At 72.3% G+C, this 18,759-nt stretch carries 16 protein-coding genes; 11 read left to right on the forward strand and 5 right to left on the reverse strand.

The window, feature by feature from the left end; translation table 11 throughout:
- Positions 1 to 70: 70 nt before the first annotated feature.
- Positions 71 to 1,327, reverse strand: coding sequence for a cation:proton antiporter (locus RNL97_RS02040; RefSeq protein ID WP_032766060.1), 1,257 nt, complete (start codon positions 1,325 to 1,327; stop codon positions 71 to 73).
- A 24-nt stretch (positions 1,328 to 1,351) separates the two neighbouring features.
- Between RNL97_RS02040 and RNL97_RS02045 the strand changes: the two genes are divergently transcribed.
- Positions 1,352 to 2,176 carry an alpha/beta fold hydrolase gene (locus tag RNL97_RS02045; RefSeq protein WP_390334321.1) on the forward strand — a complete coding sequence of 275 codons (825 nt, stop codon included), beginning with the start codon at positions 1,352 to 1,354 and terminating at the stop codon, positions 2,174 to 2,176.
- Between the two features lie 106 nt (positions 2,177 to 2,282).
- On the opposite strand, the gene RNL97_RS02050 is transcribed toward RNL97_RS02045, so the two are convergent.
- Positions 2,283 to 2,414 carry a hypothetical protein gene (locus RNL97_RS02050; protein ID WP_267882067.1) on the reverse strand — a complete coding sequence of 44 codons (132 nt, stop codon included), beginning with the start codon at positions 2,412 to 2,414 and terminating at the stop codon, positions 2,283 to 2,285.
- A 241-nt stretch (positions 2,415 to 2,655) separates the two neighbouring features.
- Between RNL97_RS02050 and RNL97_RS02055 the strand changes: the two genes are divergently transcribed.
- The 6 genes from RNL97_RS02055 to RNL97_RS02080 all read left to right on the forward strand — a co-directional run bounded on the left by RNL97_RS02055 (position 2,656) and on the right by RNL97_RS02080 (position 10,568).
- The gene (locus RNL97_RS02055; RefSeq protein WP_030587005.1) at positions 2,656 to 3,105 is read left to right on the forward strand and encodes an SRPBCC family protein; all 450 of its coding nucleotides are present in this window, start codon (positions 2,656 to 2,658) and stop codon (positions 3,103 to 3,105) included.
- Positions 3,106 to 3,380: 275 nt separating this feature from the next.
- Positions 3,381 to 3,698: an STAS domain-containing protein gene (locus tag RNL97_RS02060; RefSeq protein WP_234313441.1), complete on the forward strand. Its 318-nt coding sequence runs from the start codon at positions 3,381 to 3,383 to the stop codon at positions 3,696 to 3,698.
- Between the two features lie 282 nt (positions 3,699 to 3,980).
- Complete coding sequence (gene ku / locus RNL97_RS02065) at positions 3,981 to 4,916, forward strand: non-homologous end joining protein Ku (RefSeq protein WP_030587010.1); 936 nt, start codon at positions 3,981 to 3,983, stop codon at positions 4,914 to 4,916.
- A 46-nt stretch (positions 4,917 to 4,962) separates the two neighbouring features.
- On the forward strand, positions 4,963 to 5,895 hold the full coding sequence (gene ligD, locus RNL97_RS02070) for a non-homologous end-joining DNA ligase (protein WP_030587013.1): 933 nt from the start codon (positions 4,963 to 4,965) through the stop codon (positions 5,893 to 5,895).
- Between the two features lie 216 nt (positions 5,896 to 6,111).
- On the forward strand, positions 6,112 to 9,558 hold the full coding sequence (locus RNL97_RS02075) for a DNA polymerase III subunit alpha (RefSeq protein WP_243313092.1): 3,447 nt from the start codon (positions 6,112 to 6,114) through the stop codon (positions 9,556 to 9,558).
- Positions 9,555 to 10,568 carry a DNA polymerase Y family protein gene (locus RNL97_RS02080; protein ID WP_030587019.1) on the forward strand — a complete coding sequence of 338 codons (1,014 nt, stop codon included), beginning with the start codon at positions 9,555 to 9,557 and terminating at the stop codon, positions 10,566 to 10,568. The genes RNL97_RS02075 and RNL97_RS02080 overlap by 4 nt, the downstream gene beginning before the upstream one ends.
- Before the next feature lie 57 nt (positions 10,569 to 10,625).
- On the opposite strand, the gene RNL97_RS02085 is transcribed toward RNL97_RS02080, so the two are convergent.
- Together RNL97_RS02085 and RNL97_RS02090 are read right to left on the reverse strand one after the other, a co-directional pair.
- The gene (locus RNL97_RS02085; protein ID WP_030587022.1) at positions 10,626 to 11,504 is read right to left on the reverse strand and encodes an RNA polymerase sigma factor SigF; all 879 of its coding nucleotides are present in this window, start codon (positions 11,502 to 11,504) and stop codon (positions 10,626 to 10,628) included.
- 324 nt (positions 11,505 to 11,828) lie between these two features.
- Positions 11,829 to 13,886, reverse strand: coding sequence for a CASTOR/POLLUX-related putative ion channel (locus RNL97_RS02090; RefSeq protein ID WP_243313096.1), 2,058 nt, complete (start codon positions 13,884 to 13,886; stop codon positions 11,829 to 11,831).
- Between the two features lie 467 nt (positions 13,887 to 14,353).
- Here RNL97_RS02090 and dhaK point away from each other — a divergent pair, with 467 nt between their 5' ends.
- The 4 genes from dhaK to RNL97_RS02110 all read left to right on the forward strand — a co-directional run bounded on the left by dhaK (position 14,354) and on the right by RNL97_RS02110 (position 17,016).
- Positions 14,354 to 15,346, forward strand: a complete 993-nt coding sequence (gene dhaK, locus RNL97_RS02095; RefSeq protein ID WP_030587028.1) for a dihydroxyacetone kinase subunit DhaK — start codon at positions 14,354 to 14,356, stop codon at positions 15,344 to 15,346.
- Between the two features lie 43 nt (positions 15,347 to 15,389).
- A complete protein-coding gene (gene dhaL / locus RNL97_RS02100) occupies positions 15,390 to 16,007 on the forward strand; it encodes a dihydroxyacetone kinase subunit DhaL (protein WP_030587031.1) in 618 nt (205 codons plus the stop codon).
- Positions 16,004 to 16,414 carry a PTS-dependent dihydroxyacetone kinase phosphotransferase subunit DhaM gene (locus RNL97_RS02105; protein ID WP_030587034.1) on the forward strand — a complete coding sequence of 137 codons (411 nt, stop codon included), beginning with the start codon at positions 16,004 to 16,006 and terminating at the stop codon, positions 16,412 to 16,414. Before dhaL ends, RNL97_RS02105 begins: the two co-directional genes overlap by 4 nt.
- Before the next feature lie 92 nt (positions 16,415 to 16,506).
- Positions 16,507 to 17,016 carry an NUDIX hydrolase gene (locus RNL97_RS02110; RefSeq protein WP_030587038.1) on the forward strand — a complete coding sequence of 170 codons (510 nt, stop codon included), beginning with the start codon at positions 16,507 to 16,509 and terminating at the stop codon, positions 17,014 to 17,016.
- Here the strand turns inward: RNL97_RS02110 and abc-f are convergent.
- The gene (abc-f, locus tag RNL97_RS02115) at positions 16,980 to 18,722 is read right to left on the reverse strand and encodes a ribosomal protection-like ABC-F family protein (protein ID WP_030587041.1); all 1,743 of its coding nucleotides are present in this window, start codon (positions 18,720 to 18,722) and stop codon (positions 16,980 to 16,982) included. The two genes, RNL97_RS02110 and abc-f, sit on opposite strands and share 37 nt — an antisense overlap.
- Between the last annotated feature and the right edge of the window lie 37 nt (positions 18,723 to 18,759).

Here is an 18,759-nt window from a genome sequence, read left to right on the forward strand (position 1 = left end):
GCCATGCCGCGCTCCCCACCTCGACGAGGGACGCCCATCGGCGCGGCGGCGACGCTCCGCGCGCAAGGGGTCAGGAGGCCCGGGCCGAGCGACGGTCGAGGTAGGAGGTGACCGGGGCCGCGGCAGCTCCGTGGACCACCACGGAGATCACGACGGCGAAGACGACGACCGCCCACATCTCCTCCTCGTGCACGCCGAACTCGCCCTCCCCGCAGGCGTAGGCGAGGTAGAAGAGCGAACCGATGCCCCGGATCCCGAAGCAGGCGATGGCCGCGCGTTCGTTCGGGCGGCCCGGGCCCCGCAGTTGGGCGAGCCGGCCGGAGACCGGGCGTATGAGGAGGTGCAGCAGTACCCCGACCGCCGCGCCCTTCCAGGTGAGCGCGGCCAGACCGCCCGAGGCCACATAGGCGCCCACGGCGAACAGGAGCAGGGCCATCAGCAGGCGCTCGATCTGGTCGACGAAAGCGTGCATCACCCGGTGATAGCCGTGGCTGTGCTCCGCCCTGCGCAGGGCGCACGCGGTGACGAAGACCGCGAGGAAGCCGTAGCCGTGCAGCGCCTCGGTGAAGCCGTAGGCCAGGAAGGTCGCCGCCAGAGCCACGAAGCCCTCGCCCTGCTCGGCGAGCCGCAGGGGTTTCGCCCGGGACCGGAAGAGCAGCCGGCCCAGCAGGAAGCCGATGGCGAGGCCCGCCGTCACGCCCACGGTGATCCGGATGAGCACGTCGCTCCAGACCCAGTGCGCCATCCAGCCGCCGGTCCAGCTGTTCCCGGCGGCGGCCAGGGCGAGGGCCGCGAGGACGAACGGGAAGGCGAGGCCGTCGTTGAGTCCGGCCTCGCTCGTCAGCGCGAAGCGGACCTCGTCCTCGTCCTCCTTCTCGGCGGACGGCTCCCCCACGCGCACCTCGGAGGCGAGGACGGGGTCTGTCGGCGCGAGGACCGCGGCGACCAGGAGTGCCACGGACACCGGCCAGTCGAGCAGTGCCCAGGCGGCCAGCGCCGTCGCCCCGATCGTCAGCGGCATCGCCAGCCCGAGGAGCCGCCAGGTCGCGGCCCAGGAACGCCATCCGAAGGGGCGGTTGATGGCCAGGCCCGCTCCCATCAGCGAGACGATCACGCAGAATTCGGTGAGGTGGTGGACCCAGATGCGGTCGGCGACCGGGTCGACCGTGGGCAGCGGCAGCGGTGTCAGCTGGAGGACCACCCCGGCGGCGAGGAAGACGATCGGCACGGACACCGGCAGCCGGGAGAGCAGCCGGGGCAGAGCCGCCGCAAGAAGCGCTCCGATGCCGAGGCATGCGTACACCGCGCCCTCGGTGGTTATGTGCACGTCCGGGTTCATCCTCCGCGTCGTGTGTCGGCAGGGCGGCCCCGGACACGCAACGGCTGTCGGCGCGCGGGTCGGTGGGGTCCGGGCGCCGTGTACCCCTGTGCGCGCGTTCAAACGGATGACGCCGACGGCCGAGGACCTGGGACGGGGAGCCCCGGCGCCCTTGCGTTCAGGGGCATTCCGCGGTGCCGGTACCGCGTGGATGCCGCCCGGCCGGTCCGCCACGTGTGCGCGGCGAGGTGTGGGGTGAGGTGCTGCCGGGAACCCGTGGCCGCGGTACTCGACGGGCTCGCCCTTCCTCCGGTCACCGCGGTCGGGCACTCCAGCGGTGGATACGTCGCCACCGCGCTTGCCGAACAACGCCCTGACCTGGTCGGTTCGCTCGCACTGATCAGCAGCGGTCCGAGTCCCGACGCGCTCCTCCCGCAGCCAGTCGTCCTCAGGGCGCTGATGGCCCCGCCGCTGGGCCCGCTCCTCCGGCCGATCCGTTCGGACACGATGCTCCGCAAGGGGATGAGCGCGGTGTGCAACCGCCCGGTGGAGATCCCGGACGACCTGGTCGCCGAGGTCTGGGGCATCGACTATCGGACGTTCAGGACGGTGCTGCGCCGAAACACCGCGTACATCGCCGAGCGGAGCGTCCCCGAGCGCCTCGCCGCCCTCGACGTCCCCGTCCTGGTGATCTTCGGCGCTGCCGATCACCGCTGGGATCCGTCTTCGGTACACCACTACGACACGGTGGCGACCCCACGCGTCGAGCAGCTGCCCGACGTCGGACACCTCCCCATGTTCGAAGCGCCGGAGACGACCGGCGAATCGCTGCTGGCGTTCGCGGTAGCCGGGCGCTGAAACCGATGGCAGCCCTGGTGCCGTAGCGGGTTGACCGACCGCGTGCCGTCACCGGCGGTCGTCCACATGTCGGCGCGTTTGGCGAGGTTCGCGTCGGCGGCACCCGCTACCAGGGGCCGGTCGGGTAGAGGATCCCGTCGCGCGTGTCCCGGACGAGGAGGTCCGGGGAGCCGTCGCGATCGGCGTCGCCGGGCGCGGTGATGGTCATCGGGGCCCAGCCGGCGCTGCCGATCTCCACCGGCGCCGCGACGGCGGGGGACCGGGCGTGCTCCAGCCGTTCGCGTACAGCCAGAGCTTGTTGCTCGCGTTGACGACGGCGTCCGGGCGGCCGTTCCCCGTCATGTCACCGACGGCGGCGACCTGTGCGCTGGCGGGCAGGCCCCCGGCGACGGCGGTCGGGGTCTTTTCGAGGCATGCCGGACGTGATCGCGGGCACCGCAGAGGGACACCGCCCCCACACACACAAAGGAGCAAGCGCCGTGTCCCAGGTCGAGGAGTCCATCGAGGTCAGCGTCCCCGTCAGCGCCGCCTACAACCAGTGGACGCAGTTCGAGAGCTTCCCCCGGTTCATGGAGGGGGTCGAGCGGATCGAGCAGCGTACGCCGACCCTGACCCACTGGAAGACGAAGATCGCCGGTGTCGAGCGGGAGTTCGACGCGGAGATCACCGAGCAGATCCCTGACGAGCGGGTCGCCTGGACCAGCGTCGGCGGCGAGGCCAAGCAGGCCGGTGTCGTCACCTTCCACCACATCGACGACGCCACCACCAAGGTCATGCTGCAGCTCGACTACGACCCCGAAGGCTTGGCCGAGAACGTCGGCGACAAGCTCGGTTTCGTCAAGCGCCAGGCCACCGGAGACCTGAAGCGGTTCAAGGAGTTCATCGAGTCGCGCGGTGCTGAGACCGGCGGCTGGCGTGGCACCGTCTGACCTGTCCTCTGTCGGCCGCCGGGCCGCACGGCCGTGTCACGGATGAGCGATGCGGCTGTGCGGTGCCCGGTGGGCCCTGCGGTCGGGCGGCCTCCCGGTGCGCTGCCGCCGAGGGGGATGCGTATCCCCTCGCGTGCCGGGCCCCGAGGGCCTTTCCCCTACGAGCGCATCCTTCCAGCACCGCCTGGACATCACCGGCCCTCCGGCCGCGCACAACAGCAGCGGGTATGCCCCTGGCACCTGACGACATCTCGCGGCAGGGAATACTCACCTCCATGTCGACCCCTGAACACAGACAGAGCAGCGCACCACTGGCCGTCATAGCGCCTCGCGGCGAATTCGATCTGGACTCCCTCCCACCCCTGGAAGCGCAGATCGAAACAGCCCTGGCCCATCACACCGGCGTCATCCTCGACGCCGGCGGCATCACCTTCGCCGACTCCATGTTCCTCAGGCTCCTCATCGCCACCCACCACCGCACCGACCTGCGCATCGCCGCCCCCTCCGAGACGATAGAGCGCCTGCTCGCCGTCGTCGGCGCGGATGCCTTCCTGCGCGTCTACCCCACCGTCGACGAGGCCCGGAGCGCGTGATCCACCGCCGATAACTGCCCCGGCGGGGCGCGTCCTGGCGCGTCCCGCCGGGGCCTCGGAGAACTGCGGGGCAAGAACGGTGTGCGCGGGGGGGCGCTCAGGGCCGTGCTGCTCCATCCGAGCCGGGCCGGTCCGCCGGGTAGCGGCGCTGGGGTGGAGATGCGGGCTCCTCTGCCCCGCGTGAGGATCAGGAGTACGAGGAAGAGCCGGCCCGGCGCTTCCGACCGGGCGTTCCGGGCCCTTCCTGCGCCGCGCGGCGCAGGAGCCCTGGAGGTGGAAGAGATGCCGCGACCGTTGTGGGCGGGTGCCATCAGCTTCGGGCTGGTCACGATCCCCGTGAAGATCGTGTCCGCGACGGAGGACCACGATGTCCACTTCCACCGGGTGCACCTCACGGACATGGGGCGGGTGCGGACGCGGAAGGTCTGCGAGCTGGACGACCAGGTCGTGTCCCAGGACGAGATCGGCAAGGGTTACGAGATCGCGAAGGGCCAGACGGTCCCGGTGACCGACGAGGAACTCGAACAGATGCCGCTGCCGACGGCGAAGGCGATCGAGATCGCCGCGTTCGTCGACGCCGACACCATCGACCCGGTCCGCATCAGCGACTCCTACTACCTCGCCGCTGACGGACAGGTCGCCGCCAAGCCCTACACCCTGCTGCGCAAGGCCCTGGAGCGGTCCTCGAAGGTCGCGGTGGCGAAGTTCGCGTGGCACGGCCGGGAGCGCCTCGGCCTGCTGCGGATCCGCGAAGGCGCGATCGTGCTGCACTCCATGAAGTGGCCCGACGAGGTCCGCAGCCCCGACGAGCTCGCCCCGCGCGAGGTCGAAGTCGGCGAGGAGGAGATCGAGCAGGCCCTCCAGCTGGCCGAGCGGATGACGATCGCGGACCTGTCCGGCTTCCACGACGAGTACCGCGAGGCCCTGGAGGACATCATCGCGGCGAAGGCGGAGGGCAAGCCCCTCCCGGCCCCGACCGAGGACGGGAAGCAGGAGAAGGGCGAGGTCGTCGATCTGATGGCCGCCCTGAACGCCTCCGTCAAGGCGGCCCAGGAGTCCCGTGGGGAAGACGGCAGGGACGCCACCGTGCACGAGATGCGGCCGTCGAAGAAGACCGCACGGAAGACAGCTGCGAAGAAGACGGCCGCGAAGAAGAAGTCCACGGCGTCGAAGAAGCCTGCGAAGAAGACGGCCGCGAAGAAGCGCAGTGCCTCCTGACCCTCATCCCGCAGCTGCGGGTGCCGTACTGCCGAGGATCGAGCCGATGCTCGCAACGCCCGGCCCGCTGCCGTCGGCGGGGGTGGAGGACAGGTGGGCGTTCGAAGTGAAGCAGGACGGCCAGCGGGCCATGGTCTACCTGCCGGGCGACGGCACGATCCTCCTGCGCGCACGATCGGGTACGGACATCACCGCCGCTTACCCCGAAGTCCTCCCCCTCGCCGACGCCCTCGGCGCGCGGAGTGCCGTGCTGGACGGGGAGGTCGTCGCGCTGGACGATCAGGGCCGTAGCGACTTCGAGCGCCTCCAGCAGAGAATGGGCCTCGTCGGTTCGCCCGCCAAGGCCGCCCGCGTGGCGGCCCGGGTCCCCGCGCACCTGATGCTCTTCGACGTCGTGCACCTCGACGGCCGGCTCCTGACCGGACTGCCGTACGCGGAACGGCGGGCGCTGCTGGAAGGTCTCGGACTGGCCGGGCCCGCTTGGTCGACGCCCGCGGCGATCACCGGGCACGGGGCCCAGGCATGGGAGATGGCCCGGGACGCCGGACTGGAGGGGCTGATCGCGAAACGGCTCACCTCCCGGTACGAACCGGGGGCGCGCTCGAAAACCTGGGTGAAGGTCAAGGTCCACCGTCTCGCCGACGTCGTGATCGGCGGGTGGGTACCCGGGCGCGGCCGACTGACCGGTCTGCCCGGAGCGGTTCTGGTCGGCGAGCGGCGCGACGGGCTGCTGCGCTACGCGGGCAGCGTCGGCACCGGCTGGAGCGAAGCCGAACGCACCCGCCTGGCTGAACTCCTGCAGCTCGCGGCCACCGGGACCTGCCCTTTCGCGCAGGTCCCGCCGGTCGCCGGAGCCCGATGGGTACTCCCCCACCTCGTCGGCGAGGTCCGGTACACCTCACGCACCCGTGCCGGACGCCTGCGTCATCCTTCCTGGCACCGGCTGCGCCCCGACCTCACCCCCGGCGACCTGGTCTGAGAATGCCCGGCCGGCCGGCCCCCGGGCTGCTGCTTCGTGCCTCTGGGCCGGCGGGCTGGTACTCAGGGCGCGATGGCCAGATTCAGTGCTCAGCCACACGACCTGCTGGCTGAAATCCCGATGGCTCAAACTCGCGTGTTCGAATTAATGTTCGATACAGTCGAGTGTAGTGAGGTCGTTAAATCACGTTTGAGGGGGTTATGGGCGGAGGTTGCCATGCGAGGAAGTGTTCCTCACTTGCATGTCAGCAGTGGGTTTTCGGCCCGCTACGGCGCCTCGCACCCCCGTGAACTCGTCGCGCGGGCGTCCGACCGCGGAATCGGGGTGCTGGCGCTGACCGACCGCGACATGGTCACCGGCACGGTGCGCTTCGCGAAGGCCGCCACGGCCGCCGGTGTGAAGCCGGTGTTCGGTGTCGATCTCGGTATCGCTCCCCTTGTGCCGTCGGCCGAGGCCCGACGCCGTAACCCGGTGCGCGGCGGCGCGCACGTGGCGGAGGCACCGTTCCGGGCAACGTTCCTGGCCCGGAACGCGGCAGGGTGGGCGCAGCTGTGCCGCATGGTGTCCGCCGTGCACGCCGAGGCCTTCGCGACGGGTACGCCGCCGACAGCTTCGCGGGAGGTGCTCGACCGGTACGCGGGCGAGGGGCTGTCGGTGCTGCTCGGCCCGGCTTCGGAGCCGCTGCGGGCGCTCGCCGGTGGCCGCCCGGACACCGCCGAGCGGCTCCTGGTTCCGTGGCAGGCGGCCATCGGTGACGGGCTGCGGCTGGAGATCGTGTGCTGGGGGCTGTCCGGCACCGGCCCGGGATCGGTCCGCCTGGCCGCGCACACCCTGGCGCTCGCCGATCGCCTCGGCATCCCCGCCGTGCTGACCAACGCCGTACGGTATGCCGACCGGTCCCAGCACCGGGTCGCAGACGTGCTGGACGCCGCCCGGCTCCTGCGGCCCATCGACCGACGGCGGCTCGACTGCGGGGAGCGGTGGCTCAAGGACGGGCCCGCGATGACCGAGATCGCCGAGCGGGTCGCCGCCTGCGCCGGGGCCGGCCGGGCACGCGCCGCGCAGCTGCTCACCGACACCGTGGCCGTGGCGGATGCCTGCGAGGTCGACCCGGTGAAGGACCTGGGGCTCGGCGTGCCGCACTTCCCCGAACCGACCGTGGTCGGCGCCGAAACGGGGGCGGGCGGGGCGATGCGGCTGCTGCGGCAGCGGTGCGAGAGTGGCATGGCCGCCCGTGGTCTCGACCGGGACCGGCGGTCGATGGACCGGCTCGACCACGAGCTGGGCGTGATCGGCCGCCTGCACTACGAGCCGTACTTCCTCGCCGTGGCGCAAGTCGTCGCCGACGTGCGGGACATGGGCATCCGGGTCGCCGCCCGCGGCTCCGGAGCCGGGTCCATGGTCAACCACAGCCTGTTCGTCGCCACCGCGAACCCGCTGGAACACAACCTCCTCTTCGAACGCTTCCTGTCCGAGCGGCGCTCCTCGCTGCCGGACATCGACATCGACGTGGAGTCCGCGCGCCGGCTGGAGGTGTACGACAAGATCATCGAACGCTTCGGGCGGGAGCGGGTCGCGGTCGCCGGGATGCCCGAGACCTACCGGGCCCGGCACGCCCTGCGGGACACCGGCCTCGCGCTCGGGATCGCGCCCGCCACCGTGGACCGGATCGCGAAGTCCTTCCCGCACATCCGGGCCTGCGACATCCGCTCCGCCCTCTCCGAGCTGCCGGAGCTGCGGCAGCTCGCGGCCGAGGCCGGGCGGTACGGGCCGCTGTGGGAGCTCGCCGAAGGACTGGATGCGCTGCCGCGCGGGATCGCGATGCACCCGTGCGGAGTGATCCTCTCCAACACGACCCTCCTGGACCGGCTGCCGGTGCAGCCCACCCCCGGGGGCGAGTACCCGATGCTCCAGGCCGACAAGGAGGACGTCGAAGACCTGGGCCTCCTCAAGCTCGACGTCCTGGGGGTGCGGATGCAGTCGGCGATGGCGCACGCCGTCACGGAGATCCGCCGCACCACCGGCAGGGTCGTCGACCTCGACAACCCCGACCACGTCCCCCTCGACGACCGGTTCGCCTTCGCCCTCATCCAGGCCTCGGACACCGTCGGCATGTTCCAGCTGGAGTCCCCCGGCCAGCAGGACCTGGTCGGCCGGCTCCAGCCCCGCGACCCGCAGGACGTCATCGCCGACATCAGCCTGTTCCGTCCGGGCCCGGTCCAGGGCGGCATGCCCGCCCTCTACATCGCCGCCCGGCACGGCGCCGCCCCCGCATACCCGCACCCGGACCTGGAGCCGGTCCTGCGCGACACCTACGGGGTGACGATCTGGCACGAGCAGATCATCGACATCCTCGCCGTCATGACCGGCTGCGACCGGGCCCTCGGCGAAGTGGCACGCCGGGCCCTCAGCGACCAGCAACGGCTGCCGAAGGTCGAGGCGTGGTTCCGCCGGCAGGCGGGCGCCCGCGGGTACAGCCCGCCGGTGCTGGACGAGGTCTGGGATGTCGTGGCCTCGTTCGGCGCGTACGGGTTCTGCCGGGCCCATGCCGTGGCTTTCGCCGTGCCCGCGCTGCAGTCCGCCTGGCTCAAGGCCCACCACCCGGCCGCTCTGTACGCCGGGCTGCTGGAGCACGACCCGGGCATGTGGCCGGCCCGGGTCATCGTCGCCGACGCCCGCCGCCACGGCGTCCCCGTCCTGCCCGTCGACATCAACGCCTCGAAGGCGCAGTACGCGGTCGAGCGGACCGGAACGGGGTGGGGGGTGCGGATCTCCCTGGCCACGGTGCACGGCATCTCCGACGACGAGGTCGCCCGGATCGCCGAGGGCCGGCCCTACACCTCTCTGCAGGACTTCTACGCCCGCGCGCATCCCAAGCTCCCCACCGTCGAGCGCCTCATCAGCGTCGGCGCCCTCGACCAGGTCAAGGGCGAGGCGTCCCGGCGGGACCTGCTGCTGCAGGCGGCCGAGCTCCACCGCCAGGCCCGCACCCGCCCCACCACCGGGCAGCTGCCGCTCGCCACCACCCCGCACGCCACCGGACCGTCCGGGCTGCGGGAGATGACCGCCCGCGAACGGCTGGACGCCGAGCTCGGCGTCCTCAAGATCGACGTGTCCCGGCACCTCATGGAGGACCACCACCGGCTGCTGCGCGAGATCGGCGCCACCGACGCGCAGCACCTGCGCGCGATGCACCCCGGGCAGCGTGTCCTGGTCGCCGGCGTCCGCGCCTCCACCCAGACCCCGCCGATCGCCTCGGGGAAGCGGATCATCTTCGTCACCCTCGAAGACGGCAGCGGTCTCGTCGACCTGGCCTTCTTCGAGGACTCCCACGAGCGCTGCGCCCACACGGTCTTCCACCACGGCCTGCTCCTCGTCCGGGGCACGGTCGAAGCCCGCGGGCCCCGGCGCACGGTCGTCGGCGAGATGGCCTGGGACCTTGACGAACTCGCAACCGCTCGCGCCACCCACGGGCCGCAGGCTGTTCTCGACCTCCTGGGCCGGGCACCCGCGCCGACGCCCGCCCAGCCCACGCCCGGGCGGACCATCCCCGACGGCACCGCGGGCGCCCGCCTGCACCCCTGGAGCGACCTCCAGCCCGCCGGAACCCGCTCGGCCGACCTCACCCGCTTCGGCCACCGAAGCCCCGGGAGCGCCGGATGAACAGCAGCACCAGGCCGAGACCGCGCGCGATCCTGCGGATCCACTTCCACCCCGCCGAGCGGTCCGAGGAGCTGTACGGGCAGCTGCTCGCCGTCGTCGACGGCATCAGCTCCCGCGTCGAACCCCTGCCCGCCGACTGGTCCGCTTACGTGGACCTCAGCGGCGCCCTGACCTACTGGGGCCGCGACGCCGAAGGCCTGATCGCGGTGGTCCGGCTGCGCCTGCTCGCCCTCCACGGCGTGCAGTGCTCGGCCGGCGCCGGGCCCACCCGCTCGATCGCGGCCATGGCCGCGGACCTCACCCCGCCGGGCTCGGCCACCGTGGTCCGCGACGACCCGTACGAGATCGCCGCGTTCCTGCGCACCAAACCGGCCTCCGCCCTGCCCGGCATCGGACCCAAGACCGCCCGCACCCTCGCCCGCTACGGCATCAGGACCGTCGGCGACATCGCCGACACCCGGCTCCCCACCCTCCAGCGCATCCTCGGCACCGCAGCCGCCCGCCTGGCCCACGACCGGGCCCACGGGACCGATGAGCGCCCCGTCGTCCCGGGCGCGGCGCCCAGGACCATGAGCGCCGCGCGCCGCTTCGACCGCGACGAACTCGACCCCGACCAGCACCACCGCGCGGTCCTCGGCCTGGTCCAGGACCTCGGCGGCCGACTGCGTACGAGCGGTGAGATCGCCCAGGCGCTCACCCTCACCGTCACCTACGCGGACCGAACCCAGACCCTACGCACCCGCAGCCTCACCGAACCGACCGCGCACACCCCCGCCCTGGCCGCCACGGCCCGCGAACTTCTGACCGGCCTCGGCCTCCAGCGCGCCCGCGTACGCGCCCTCGCCCTGCGCGCGGAACGCCTCCGGCCCGCCGAGGAAACCGTCCACCAACTCACCCTCGACCAGCGCGACGACAGGCTCCGCCGCCTGGAAGCGGCCCTCGACAGGGCCGCTTCCCGCTACGGTCCCGGCATTACCGGAGCCGCTTCAACCTTCACCCGAACCGAGTGAGCACCTGGCGGGGACCGCGCAGTTCGGGAGCAGCGTCCGGCTGGTCATCGCGTGCTGTCAGCTCTGGGTGAGCATGTCCTTGCGGAGCTTCGTGAGGATCCGGGTCAGCAACCGGGAGACATGCATCTGTGAGATGCCGAGGCGCTCGCCGATCTGGGCCTGGGTCATCTCCTGGCCGAACCGCATCGCGATGATCTCGCGGTCCCGTTCTTCCAGTTGCTCCAGCAGCGGAGCCAGGGTGTGAAGGTCTTCGACCAGTTCCATGGCCGGGTCGACATCACCCTTGATGTCGCCGTAGGTGACCGTCTCGGCGCTGTTCTGATCTGCCCCGACGGGCAGGTCGAGGGAGCCCGCTGTGTAGCCGTTGGCGGCTATGAGGCCCTCGATGACCTCTTCCTCGCTGAGATCGAGATGACGGGCCAGTTCGGCGACCGTGGGCTCGCGGTCGAGACGGCCGGCGAGAGCCTCGCGGGACTTGGCGAGGGTCACGCGCAGTTCCTGCAGACGACGGGGCACGTGGACAGCCCAGGTGGAGTCGCGGAAGAACCGCTTGATCTCCCCGACGATGTAAGGAATGGCGAACGAAGTGAACTCGACCTCCCGGCTGAGCTCGAACCGGTCGATCGCTTTGATCAGCCCGATCGTGCCCACCTGGATGATGTCTTCCATCTCACCGCTGCCACGGTTGCGGAATCGCTTCGCCGCGAAGTGCACCAGCGAGAGGTTCATCTCGATCAGCGTGTTCCGCGCGTACTGGTACTCCTGCGTGCCCTCTTCCAGCACCTGCAACTGCTCGAAGAACAAGCTCCCCAGCGCCCGCGCGTCCTTCGGCGTGATCTTCCGCGCGTCCTCGATCCGTGGAAGCCCGGCAGGAGCGGCGGCTTCGCCGTGTTCCGGCGTGGCGTGGAGCCGAGGGCGCAGCGTTGTGGTCTGCATGAGCTTCTCCCGATGACTGCTGTTCGTGGACAACACGGGAGGGCATCGACAAGCAACACCTCACGCCGGCCCATTGCCGCTCCCGCGAGTGTGTGCCTTTCTGCCAAAGCACGCCGAGGCCGCTCCTGTCCCCGATCGGTGGTCTCAAACACAACCGCCTCGATTCGTGCCGTCGAGTGCCCCGGCGCCCAGCCGGGCACCGCTGGCAACCGGTCGGTGACGACTCGTTCCCGGTCTCCACCCGGCGCTGAGCGGAGAGGAACGCGGGTCAAGCGCGCTGGGCCGGCCGGCCGCCACGGCTCGACCGGTGATCCGTGGCCCTGGTCAGCCAGGCCCCGCTCGGCCTCCTGGGTCCGGAGGGCGTCCGGCAGGGTCGCCACCTCGGTCACCACAGTCCCTTCGGAAGGGGGGCCCAGCCCGGCCTCCGCAGCCCGCGGAAGTGGATTCTTCCGGCCCGCCGGTGACCGAGGGCAGGTGAGGGCGGTCCGTGGCGACCACCACGATCTGGTCCTCGGCGTCCCAGACGCGTCGCTCGCTTTTCGGCGGGTTGAGTCTGACGCCGTGGTCGGCGGGCCCGGTGCGGGCGACGTCCCGCCACCGGTAGCCGATCGCGCATTCACCCCGCTCCCGTGCGGCGGCGACGACGTCGGCGAACGTGGCCTCGGCACCCGCACGGATGTACGCGTCGGCCGGCCGCAGACAGACGTTGTTGCCCTCCGCGGCGAACAGTTCCTCGAAGACGGGGGCCAGATGCCGGTTCTGGGTGATCTGAGCCATGAGAAGACCGACCAGCATCCCGCTGACGATGACGTCGGAGCCGCTGTTCACCGGTGCCAGAGGCCGGTTGCGGTCATCGACGAGTTCGGTGACGACACGTGTCTCGCGTCCCGTTCGCTGTTCCAGCAGCCGCACGGTCAGCAGGGTGACCAGAGTCCAGTCGTCCGGGTGGTCGGGGCCCTCTTCCCGGTCCGGCCCCAGGACGATCACTCCGTCATACGGATCGAGGTCGAGTTCGAGGAGAATCTCGGGCCGCGACAGGGGAAGGGAGCGAAACCGCACATCCGGCCGGGCCGCCCCGCCGCCCTCCGGTTCCCTGGGCCCGGGTACGGCGCTGTCGGCGACCACGTCCACGACGGAGCCGGGGCGGGCCGTGCTGCGTAACTGCTCCAGGACCAAGGGGGCCCGGCGGTTCCAGCCGAGCAGCAGCAGCCGGGTGGGGCCGGCCGGCTCGGGCCGAGCGGTGGCGATCACCGAGGCGTCGACGAGGTGCCGGCAGTCCTCGACGCGGGTGCTGCCGGCGTCGCGGGCCAGCACGATCAGGCGGCTCCCGGGCAGGACGAGGGTGTCGGCGGTCGGGTTCAGCAGCGTACGGCCCTCGGGCGTGAGCAGTCCCACCACGCAGGAGTTGGGGTGGTACAGCAGAGTCGCCCCGAAGGGGCGGTGGTGGAACGCGGCGGCGTCGGTGAGGTGGAACTCGTCGCCCGCGAAGTCGAGGAGGTCACGCAGGACAAGGGAGAGGCCGGGACGGCCGACGCACTGGGCGATCAACCGGGCCGTGACCGTGTCGGCCTCCAGGACCGTTCCGAGGGGGCCCGCGGCCAGACGGGCAGGCGCCCGGTACCGGTCGTCACGGACCGCGGCGAGCACCGGCGGCCCGTCGGCGCCCCCACCCAGGACGGCTCGCAGGGCCAGCAGGATGCGCAGCACCTCGGCGTCTGCCGTCGGTCCCGCCGCCGGCAGCACCACCACGGTGCTCGCCGACCGCGGGCTGACCAGGGCCAGAACGTCGGGGTCACTGGCGGGACCACTGCGGCAGACGATCCGCTTGCGGGCGGTTTGGCCGCTCCTCGCGGCCAGCGCCTCCTCCATCTCCGCCTTGTCCCGGTCGGCCAGCAGGACGATGGCGCGCGGCCGCCGTGGGTCCTGCGCGGCGATCAGTTCGCCCACCACGGTGGTCACCTGGTCCGACCAGCCGAGCACCAGGACGTGCCCCCGCTCCAGGACCGTGGACCGCCCCCTGCTCAACTCCGCCATGCGGTCGGCCAGTCCGGTCGTGATCACCCCGACGAGAGTCGACACACAGAGCAGCGCGACCAGCCCGAGCACCGCGGAGAGCACCATGCGCAGGGGCGTACCGGTGGACGCGCCCAGGCGCAACGTCTCCGCGCTGATCCGCCAAGCCGCGATCAGCCGCTCCGAGAGAGAGGTGGGCGATCCCGGGTCCGTCCACACCAGCAGCAGGCTGACCGGGACGACGACGGCCAGGCAGGTGATCACCAGCCAGCCCATCAGGGTCCCGGTGGAACGGGCCAGTGTGCGGTCGAACCGATAGCGCGCCCAGTCCCGCAACGGCACCCGCGGCCCGCCCTTGGCTGATTCCACCGCCACTCCCCCCTCGCCCGCCGCCGCGCACCCCACGGCGGCTGCGGCACCGGCCGTCCCACTCCGCAGCGTGCGACCTCCACCCCCGGGGCACGCCGGATTCGCCGGTCGATTCACCCTTTCGGAGGCTCGGCCGCGCCACGACGCATCGGTTTCGACCGGCCGAGCGGCGCGTGCGCGCTCTCCGGCACCGGGACGAGCGGCGTCGCGCCACGTCCAGCCAGTCCCCACCCACCCGGCGGACTCGGGGTCGGACGTCTTGAGTCCGGGATCTTCGCGGCCCGCCTTTGCGGTGGCATCGCGCACGCCACATTGACATCATCACGTTGGAGCACCCGCAGCCACCCGGCAACGCCAAGAAGCATCGCCCCCACGACGTGACGACTGGTCAGGAACTGGCCACCCCCTTCCCCACCTGGAAGGACGCAGGCCCACAAGCCCTCCGCCACGCACACCAGGAGACCGGTATGAAAATGCTCATCAACGTTCCCGAGACCGTCGTCGCCGATGCTCTGCGCGGCATCGCGGCCGCGCATCCCGAGCTCACCGTCGATGTGGAGAACCGGGTCGTCGCCCGGCGGGACGCGCCCGTGGCGGGGAAGGTGGGGCTCGTCTCCGGGGGCGGTTCCGGGCATGAGCCGCTGCATGCCGGGTTCGTCGGGCCCGGGATGCTGTCGGCCGCCTGTCCCGGGGAGGTGTTCACCTCCCCCGTGCCGGACCAGATGGTGCGGGCGGCAGCGGCCGTCGACAGTGGGGCGGGGGTGCTGTTCGTCGTCAAGAACTACACGGGTGACGTGCTGAACTTCGAGATGGCCGCCGAGCTCGCCGAGGACGAGGGGCTCCAGGTCGCCCAGGTGGTGGTGGACGACGACGTGGCCGTGAGCGACAGTACGTTCACCGCCGGGCGGCGCGGTACGGGAGCGACGCTGTTCGTCGAGAAGATCGCCGGAGCGCTGGCGGACGAGGGGGCTCCGCTGGATCGGGTGGCCGCGGTCGCGCGGCAGGTGAACGGAGCCTCGCGCAGCTTCGGGGTGGCGCTCGGCGCCGTCACGACTCCGGCGAAGGGCAGCCCCACCTTCGACCTGCCCGCCGGCGAGCTGGAGTTGGGCATCGGCATCCATGGGGAGCCGGGGCGTGAGCGGCGCCCGATGATGACGTCCGGGGAGATCGCCGACTTCGCAGTGAACGCGATCCTGGAGGACCTGCGGCCCACCGGCCCGGTGCTGGCGCTGGTCAACGGCATGGGGGCCACCCCGCTGCTGGAGCTGTACGGCTTCAATGCCGAGGTCCATCGTGCGCTGTCCGAGCGGGGTGTCCCGGTGGCTCGTACGCTCGTGGGGAACTACGTGACGTCGCTCGACATGGCAGGCTGTTCGGTGACGCTGTGCCAGGTCGACGAGGAGCTGCTGCGCCTGTGGGACGCGCCCGTGCGGACGGCCGCGCTCCGCTGGGGCCGCTGACCCGCCGACGGGGCCCGTGACCGGTAGAGGAACAGGAGATCATGTGCTCGACACCGACTTCTTCCGCCGCTGGATGACCGCTGCCGCGGCGTCAGTGGAGCGTGAGGCGGACCAGCTGACCGAGCTCGACTCGGCGATCGGGGACGCCGATCACGGCAGCAACCTCCAGCGCGGTTTCGCGGCGGTGACGGAGGTGCTGGAGAAGGACGCCCCCGCCACCCCCGGTGCGGTGCTCACCCTGGCGGGACGGCAGCTCATCTCCACCGTCGGCGGGGCCTCGGGCCCGCTGTACGGCACCCTGCTGCGCCGTACGGGCAAGGCGCTCGGTGACGATGACGAGGTGACGCAGGCGCAGTTCGCCCAGGCGCTCGCGGCCGGGGTGGCCGCGGTGGGGCAGCTGGGCGGGGCCCAGGCCGGGGACAAGACGATGCTCGACGCGCTGCTGCCCGCGGCGGAAGCCCTCGCCACCTCGTTCGACGGTGCCGCCGAAGCGGCCCGCGCCGGTGCCGTGGCGACGGTGCCGATGCAGGCGCGCAAGGGCCGGGCCAGTTATCTCGGCGAGCGGAGCATCGGGCACCAGGACCCGGGCGCGACCTCGGCGGCGCTGCTGGTCGAGGCCCTCGCGGCGACGGCGACGGCGACGGACGGAGTGGACGCGTGAGCGACGAGCAGCAGGTGGGCATCGTGCTGGTCTCCCACAGCGGCCCGGTCGCCGAGTCGGTCGCCGAGCTGGCCCGGGGGCTTGCCGCCGGAGGGGTGACCGCCCCGGTCGCCCCGGCCGGGGGGCTGCCCAACGGCGGGCTCGGGACGAGCGCGGAGCTGATCGAGCGGGCCGCCGCCTCGGTGGACCGGGGCGCCGGGGTCGCGGTCCTGGTGGACCTGGGGAGCGCGGTCCTCACGGTGAAGTCCATGCTCGCGGAGGGCGACGAACTGCCCGAGAACACCCGGCTCGTGGACGCGCCGTTCGTCGAGGGCGCGGTGGCCGCCGTGGTGACGGCCTCGGCCGGTGGTGACCTCGCGGCCGTGGAGGCGGCGGCCTCGGAGGCGTACGGCTACCGCAAGACGTAAGGGGTCTTCTGGGGCCCGGCGGGGTGCCACGCGGGTGTACGCCCTCCGCACCCGTGTGGCGCCCCGTCTCCCGTCGCCGCAGACTTGGCGGCATGTCGACGGGCAGGCGCAGTGCGGGGCTCCTCCTCTTCCGGGTCACCGAGGACGAGGAGACGGGCGAGCGGGATGTCGAGGTGCTGATCGGTCATATGGGCGGACCGTTCTGGGCGGGGCGGGAGGCTGCCGCGTGGTCGGTGCCGAAGGGCGAGTACGGGTCGGACGAGGGTGCGGAGGCGGCCGCCCGACGCGAGTTCACGGAAGAGCTGGGGGTGCCCGTCCCGCCGGGTGAGTGGATCGCGCTGGGCGAGTCGCGGCAGCGCAGCGGCAAGACGGTGACCGTGTGGGCCCTGGAGGCCGAACTGGACCTCGCGTCCGTCGTGCCCGGGACGTTCACGATGGAGTGGCCGCGCGGGTCCGGCGTGCAGCAGGAGTTCCCGGAGATGGACCGGTTCGCCTGGTGCACGCCGGAGCAGGCCGCCGAGCGGCTCATCGCCGGTCAGCGGGTGTTCGTCGACCGGCTGCGCGCTCAGGTGCGCGGGGCGGCCGCCTCCCCCGACGCGTAGGCCGGGGCCGGGCCCGTGCCCACTTGGCGGCCTGCCCTCAGTTCCAGGACGTCGCCGGTGAAGCGGGCCCGGAAGCTGCGGTCGTGCGAGACGACGACGACCGCGCCCCGGTACTGGTCGAGGGCCTGCTCCAGCTCCTCGACCAGGCTCAGCGCGATGTGGTTCGTCGGCTCGTCCAGCACCAGCAGGTCGGCCGGCCGGGTCACCAGACGTGCCAGGGCCAGCCTGCGTTGCTGGCCGGCGGAGAGGGACGCGACGGGCACGTCGAGGTCCTCGGGGCGGAAGAGGCCGAGGGCCAGGAGGTCGTCGGCGTACTCGTCGGGGAAGCCGGGCCGGCCCGCCGCGAAGGTGGCGAGCAGGGTGCGCCGGGTCGGGCGCGCGGGAAGTTCCTGCGGGAGGTAGCCGATGCGGGCGTGGCGGGTGACCGTTCCCGTGTCGGGAGCCAGGTCGCCCGTGAGGACCCGCAGCAGGGTGGTCTTTCCGGCCCCGTTCTCACCGGTCACCAGGAGCCGGGCTCCCGGGGTCACGCGCAGGGAGGGCAGGTGGAGCCGGTCCCCGACGGAGACGGAGTCCAGCTCCACGAGGGTCCTCGCGCGGCCCGTTGTGCCGGTCGCCCCGGTGGTTCCGGTGCCGTCCGCCCCGCCTGTCTGCGTGGCTGCGGACGGGCGGCCGGTGAAGGTGAGCGGGCGGGGCGGGGGCGGCACGGGAGACCTGCGCAGGGCGTCCAGTCGGGTCCGGGCCGCCCTGACCCGGCCGGACAGCTTGGCCTCGTGCGAACGGCGGTGCTTGCCGAATCCCTGTTTCGGGTCGCCGCCGGAGGCCGCGAGCCGCGCTCCCGCCGCCTCGACCAGTTCCTCGGTACGGGCCAGGTCCGCCAGGTACTCCTCGTGCTCCTGGACCCAGCGGCGGCGGGCGGCGGCCTTGGCGGTGCGGTAGCCGTCCCAGCCGTCCCCGTACCGGGTGACCGTACGCAGGTCCCGGTCGACCTCCAGGATCACCGAGGTGACCCGCTCCAGGAACGCCCGGTCGTGGGTGATCGCCACGACGGTCCCCCGGTGGGCGCGCAGGTGGTCCTCCAGCCAGCCGACGGCGCGGGCGTCGAGGTGGTTGGTCGGCTCGTCGAGCAGCAGCAGTTCGGGGGCTGCGGCCAGCACGCAGGCGAGGGCGAGCCGGGACTGCTCGCCGCCGGACAGCGTGCCGAGCGGGCGGTCGCGGGTGAGGTGGGCGAGGCCGAGGCCGTTCATGGCCGCTTCGGTACGGGCGTCCGCCCGGTAGCCGTCGCGGTCCTCGTAGGCGGTGAGGAGGTCCCCGTACGCGGCGAGTTCCGCGTCGGTCGGCCCCTGGTCGCCGGGGGTCCGCTCCGAGAGGCCCGCCTCCGCCTCGCGGATCCGGTGTTCGAGGTCGCGCAGTTCGGCGAGGGCTGCGTCGACGGCGTCCTGCACGGTGTCGGCCGGGTCGAGGTCGAGCGTCTGGGCGAGGTAGCCGGTGCCGCCGGGGAACCGGACGGTGATCTCCCCGGTGTCCGGGGCTTCGGCCCCGGCCAGCAGGCGGAGCAGGGTGGACTTTCCGGAGCCGTTCTCGCCGATGACGGCGGTCTTCTCACCGGGCCGGACGGTGAGGGCCACCTGGTCGAGTACGGAGCGGTCCCCGTACGCCTTGGAGACGTCCTTCATGGCCAGTTGAGCGCGGTCGCGCTGGGGGTGCATGGGTGCCTTTTCCCTGGGTGACGGCCCGCGGCGGCGC

This window comes from Streptomyces parvus (genome assembly GCF_032121415.1).
In the GTDB taxonomy this organism is placed as follows: Bacteria; Actinomycetota; Actinomycetes; order Streptomycetales; family Streptomycetaceae; genus Streptomyces; species Streptomyces globisporus_A.

Bases quoted from the DNA above. Each gene is read 5' to 3' on its own strand.
- RNL97_RS02060 (WP_234313441.1), top strand. From the start codon at position 3,381: ATGTCGACCCCTGAACACAGACAGAGCAGCGCACCACTGGCCGTCATA.
- ligD (WP_030587013.1), top strand. From the start codon at position 4,963: ATGCTCGCAACGCCCGGCCCGCTGCCGTCGGCGGGGGTGGAGGACAGG.
- abc-f (WP_030587041.1), bottom strand. From the start codon at position 18,722: ATGCACCCCCAGCGCGACCGCGCTCAACTGGCCATGAAGGACGTCTCC.
- dhaK (WP_030587028.1), top strand. From the start codon at position 14,354: ATGAAAATGCTCATCAACGTTCCCGAGACCGTCGTCGCCGATGCTCTG.
- ku (WP_030587010.1), top strand. From the start codon at position 3,981: ATGCCGCGACCGTTGTGGGCGGGTGCCATCAGCTTCGGGCTGGTCACG.
- RNL97_RS02075 (WP_243313092.1), top strand. From the start codon at position 6,112: ATGCGAGGAAGTGTTCCTCACTTGCATGTCAGCAGTGGGTTTTCGGCC.
- RNL97_RS02085 (WP_030587022.1), bottom strand. From the start codon at position 11,504: ATGCAGACCACAACGCTGCGCCCTCGGCTCCACGCCACGCCGGAACAC.
- RNL97_RS02110 (WP_030587038.1), top strand. From the start codon at position 16,507: ATGTCGACGGGCAGGCGCAGTGCGGGGCTCCTCCTCTTCCGGGTCACC.
- RNL97_RS02080 (WP_030587019.1), top strand. From the start codon at position 9,555: ATGAACAGCAGCACCAGGCCGAGACCGCGCGCGATCCTGCGGATCCAC.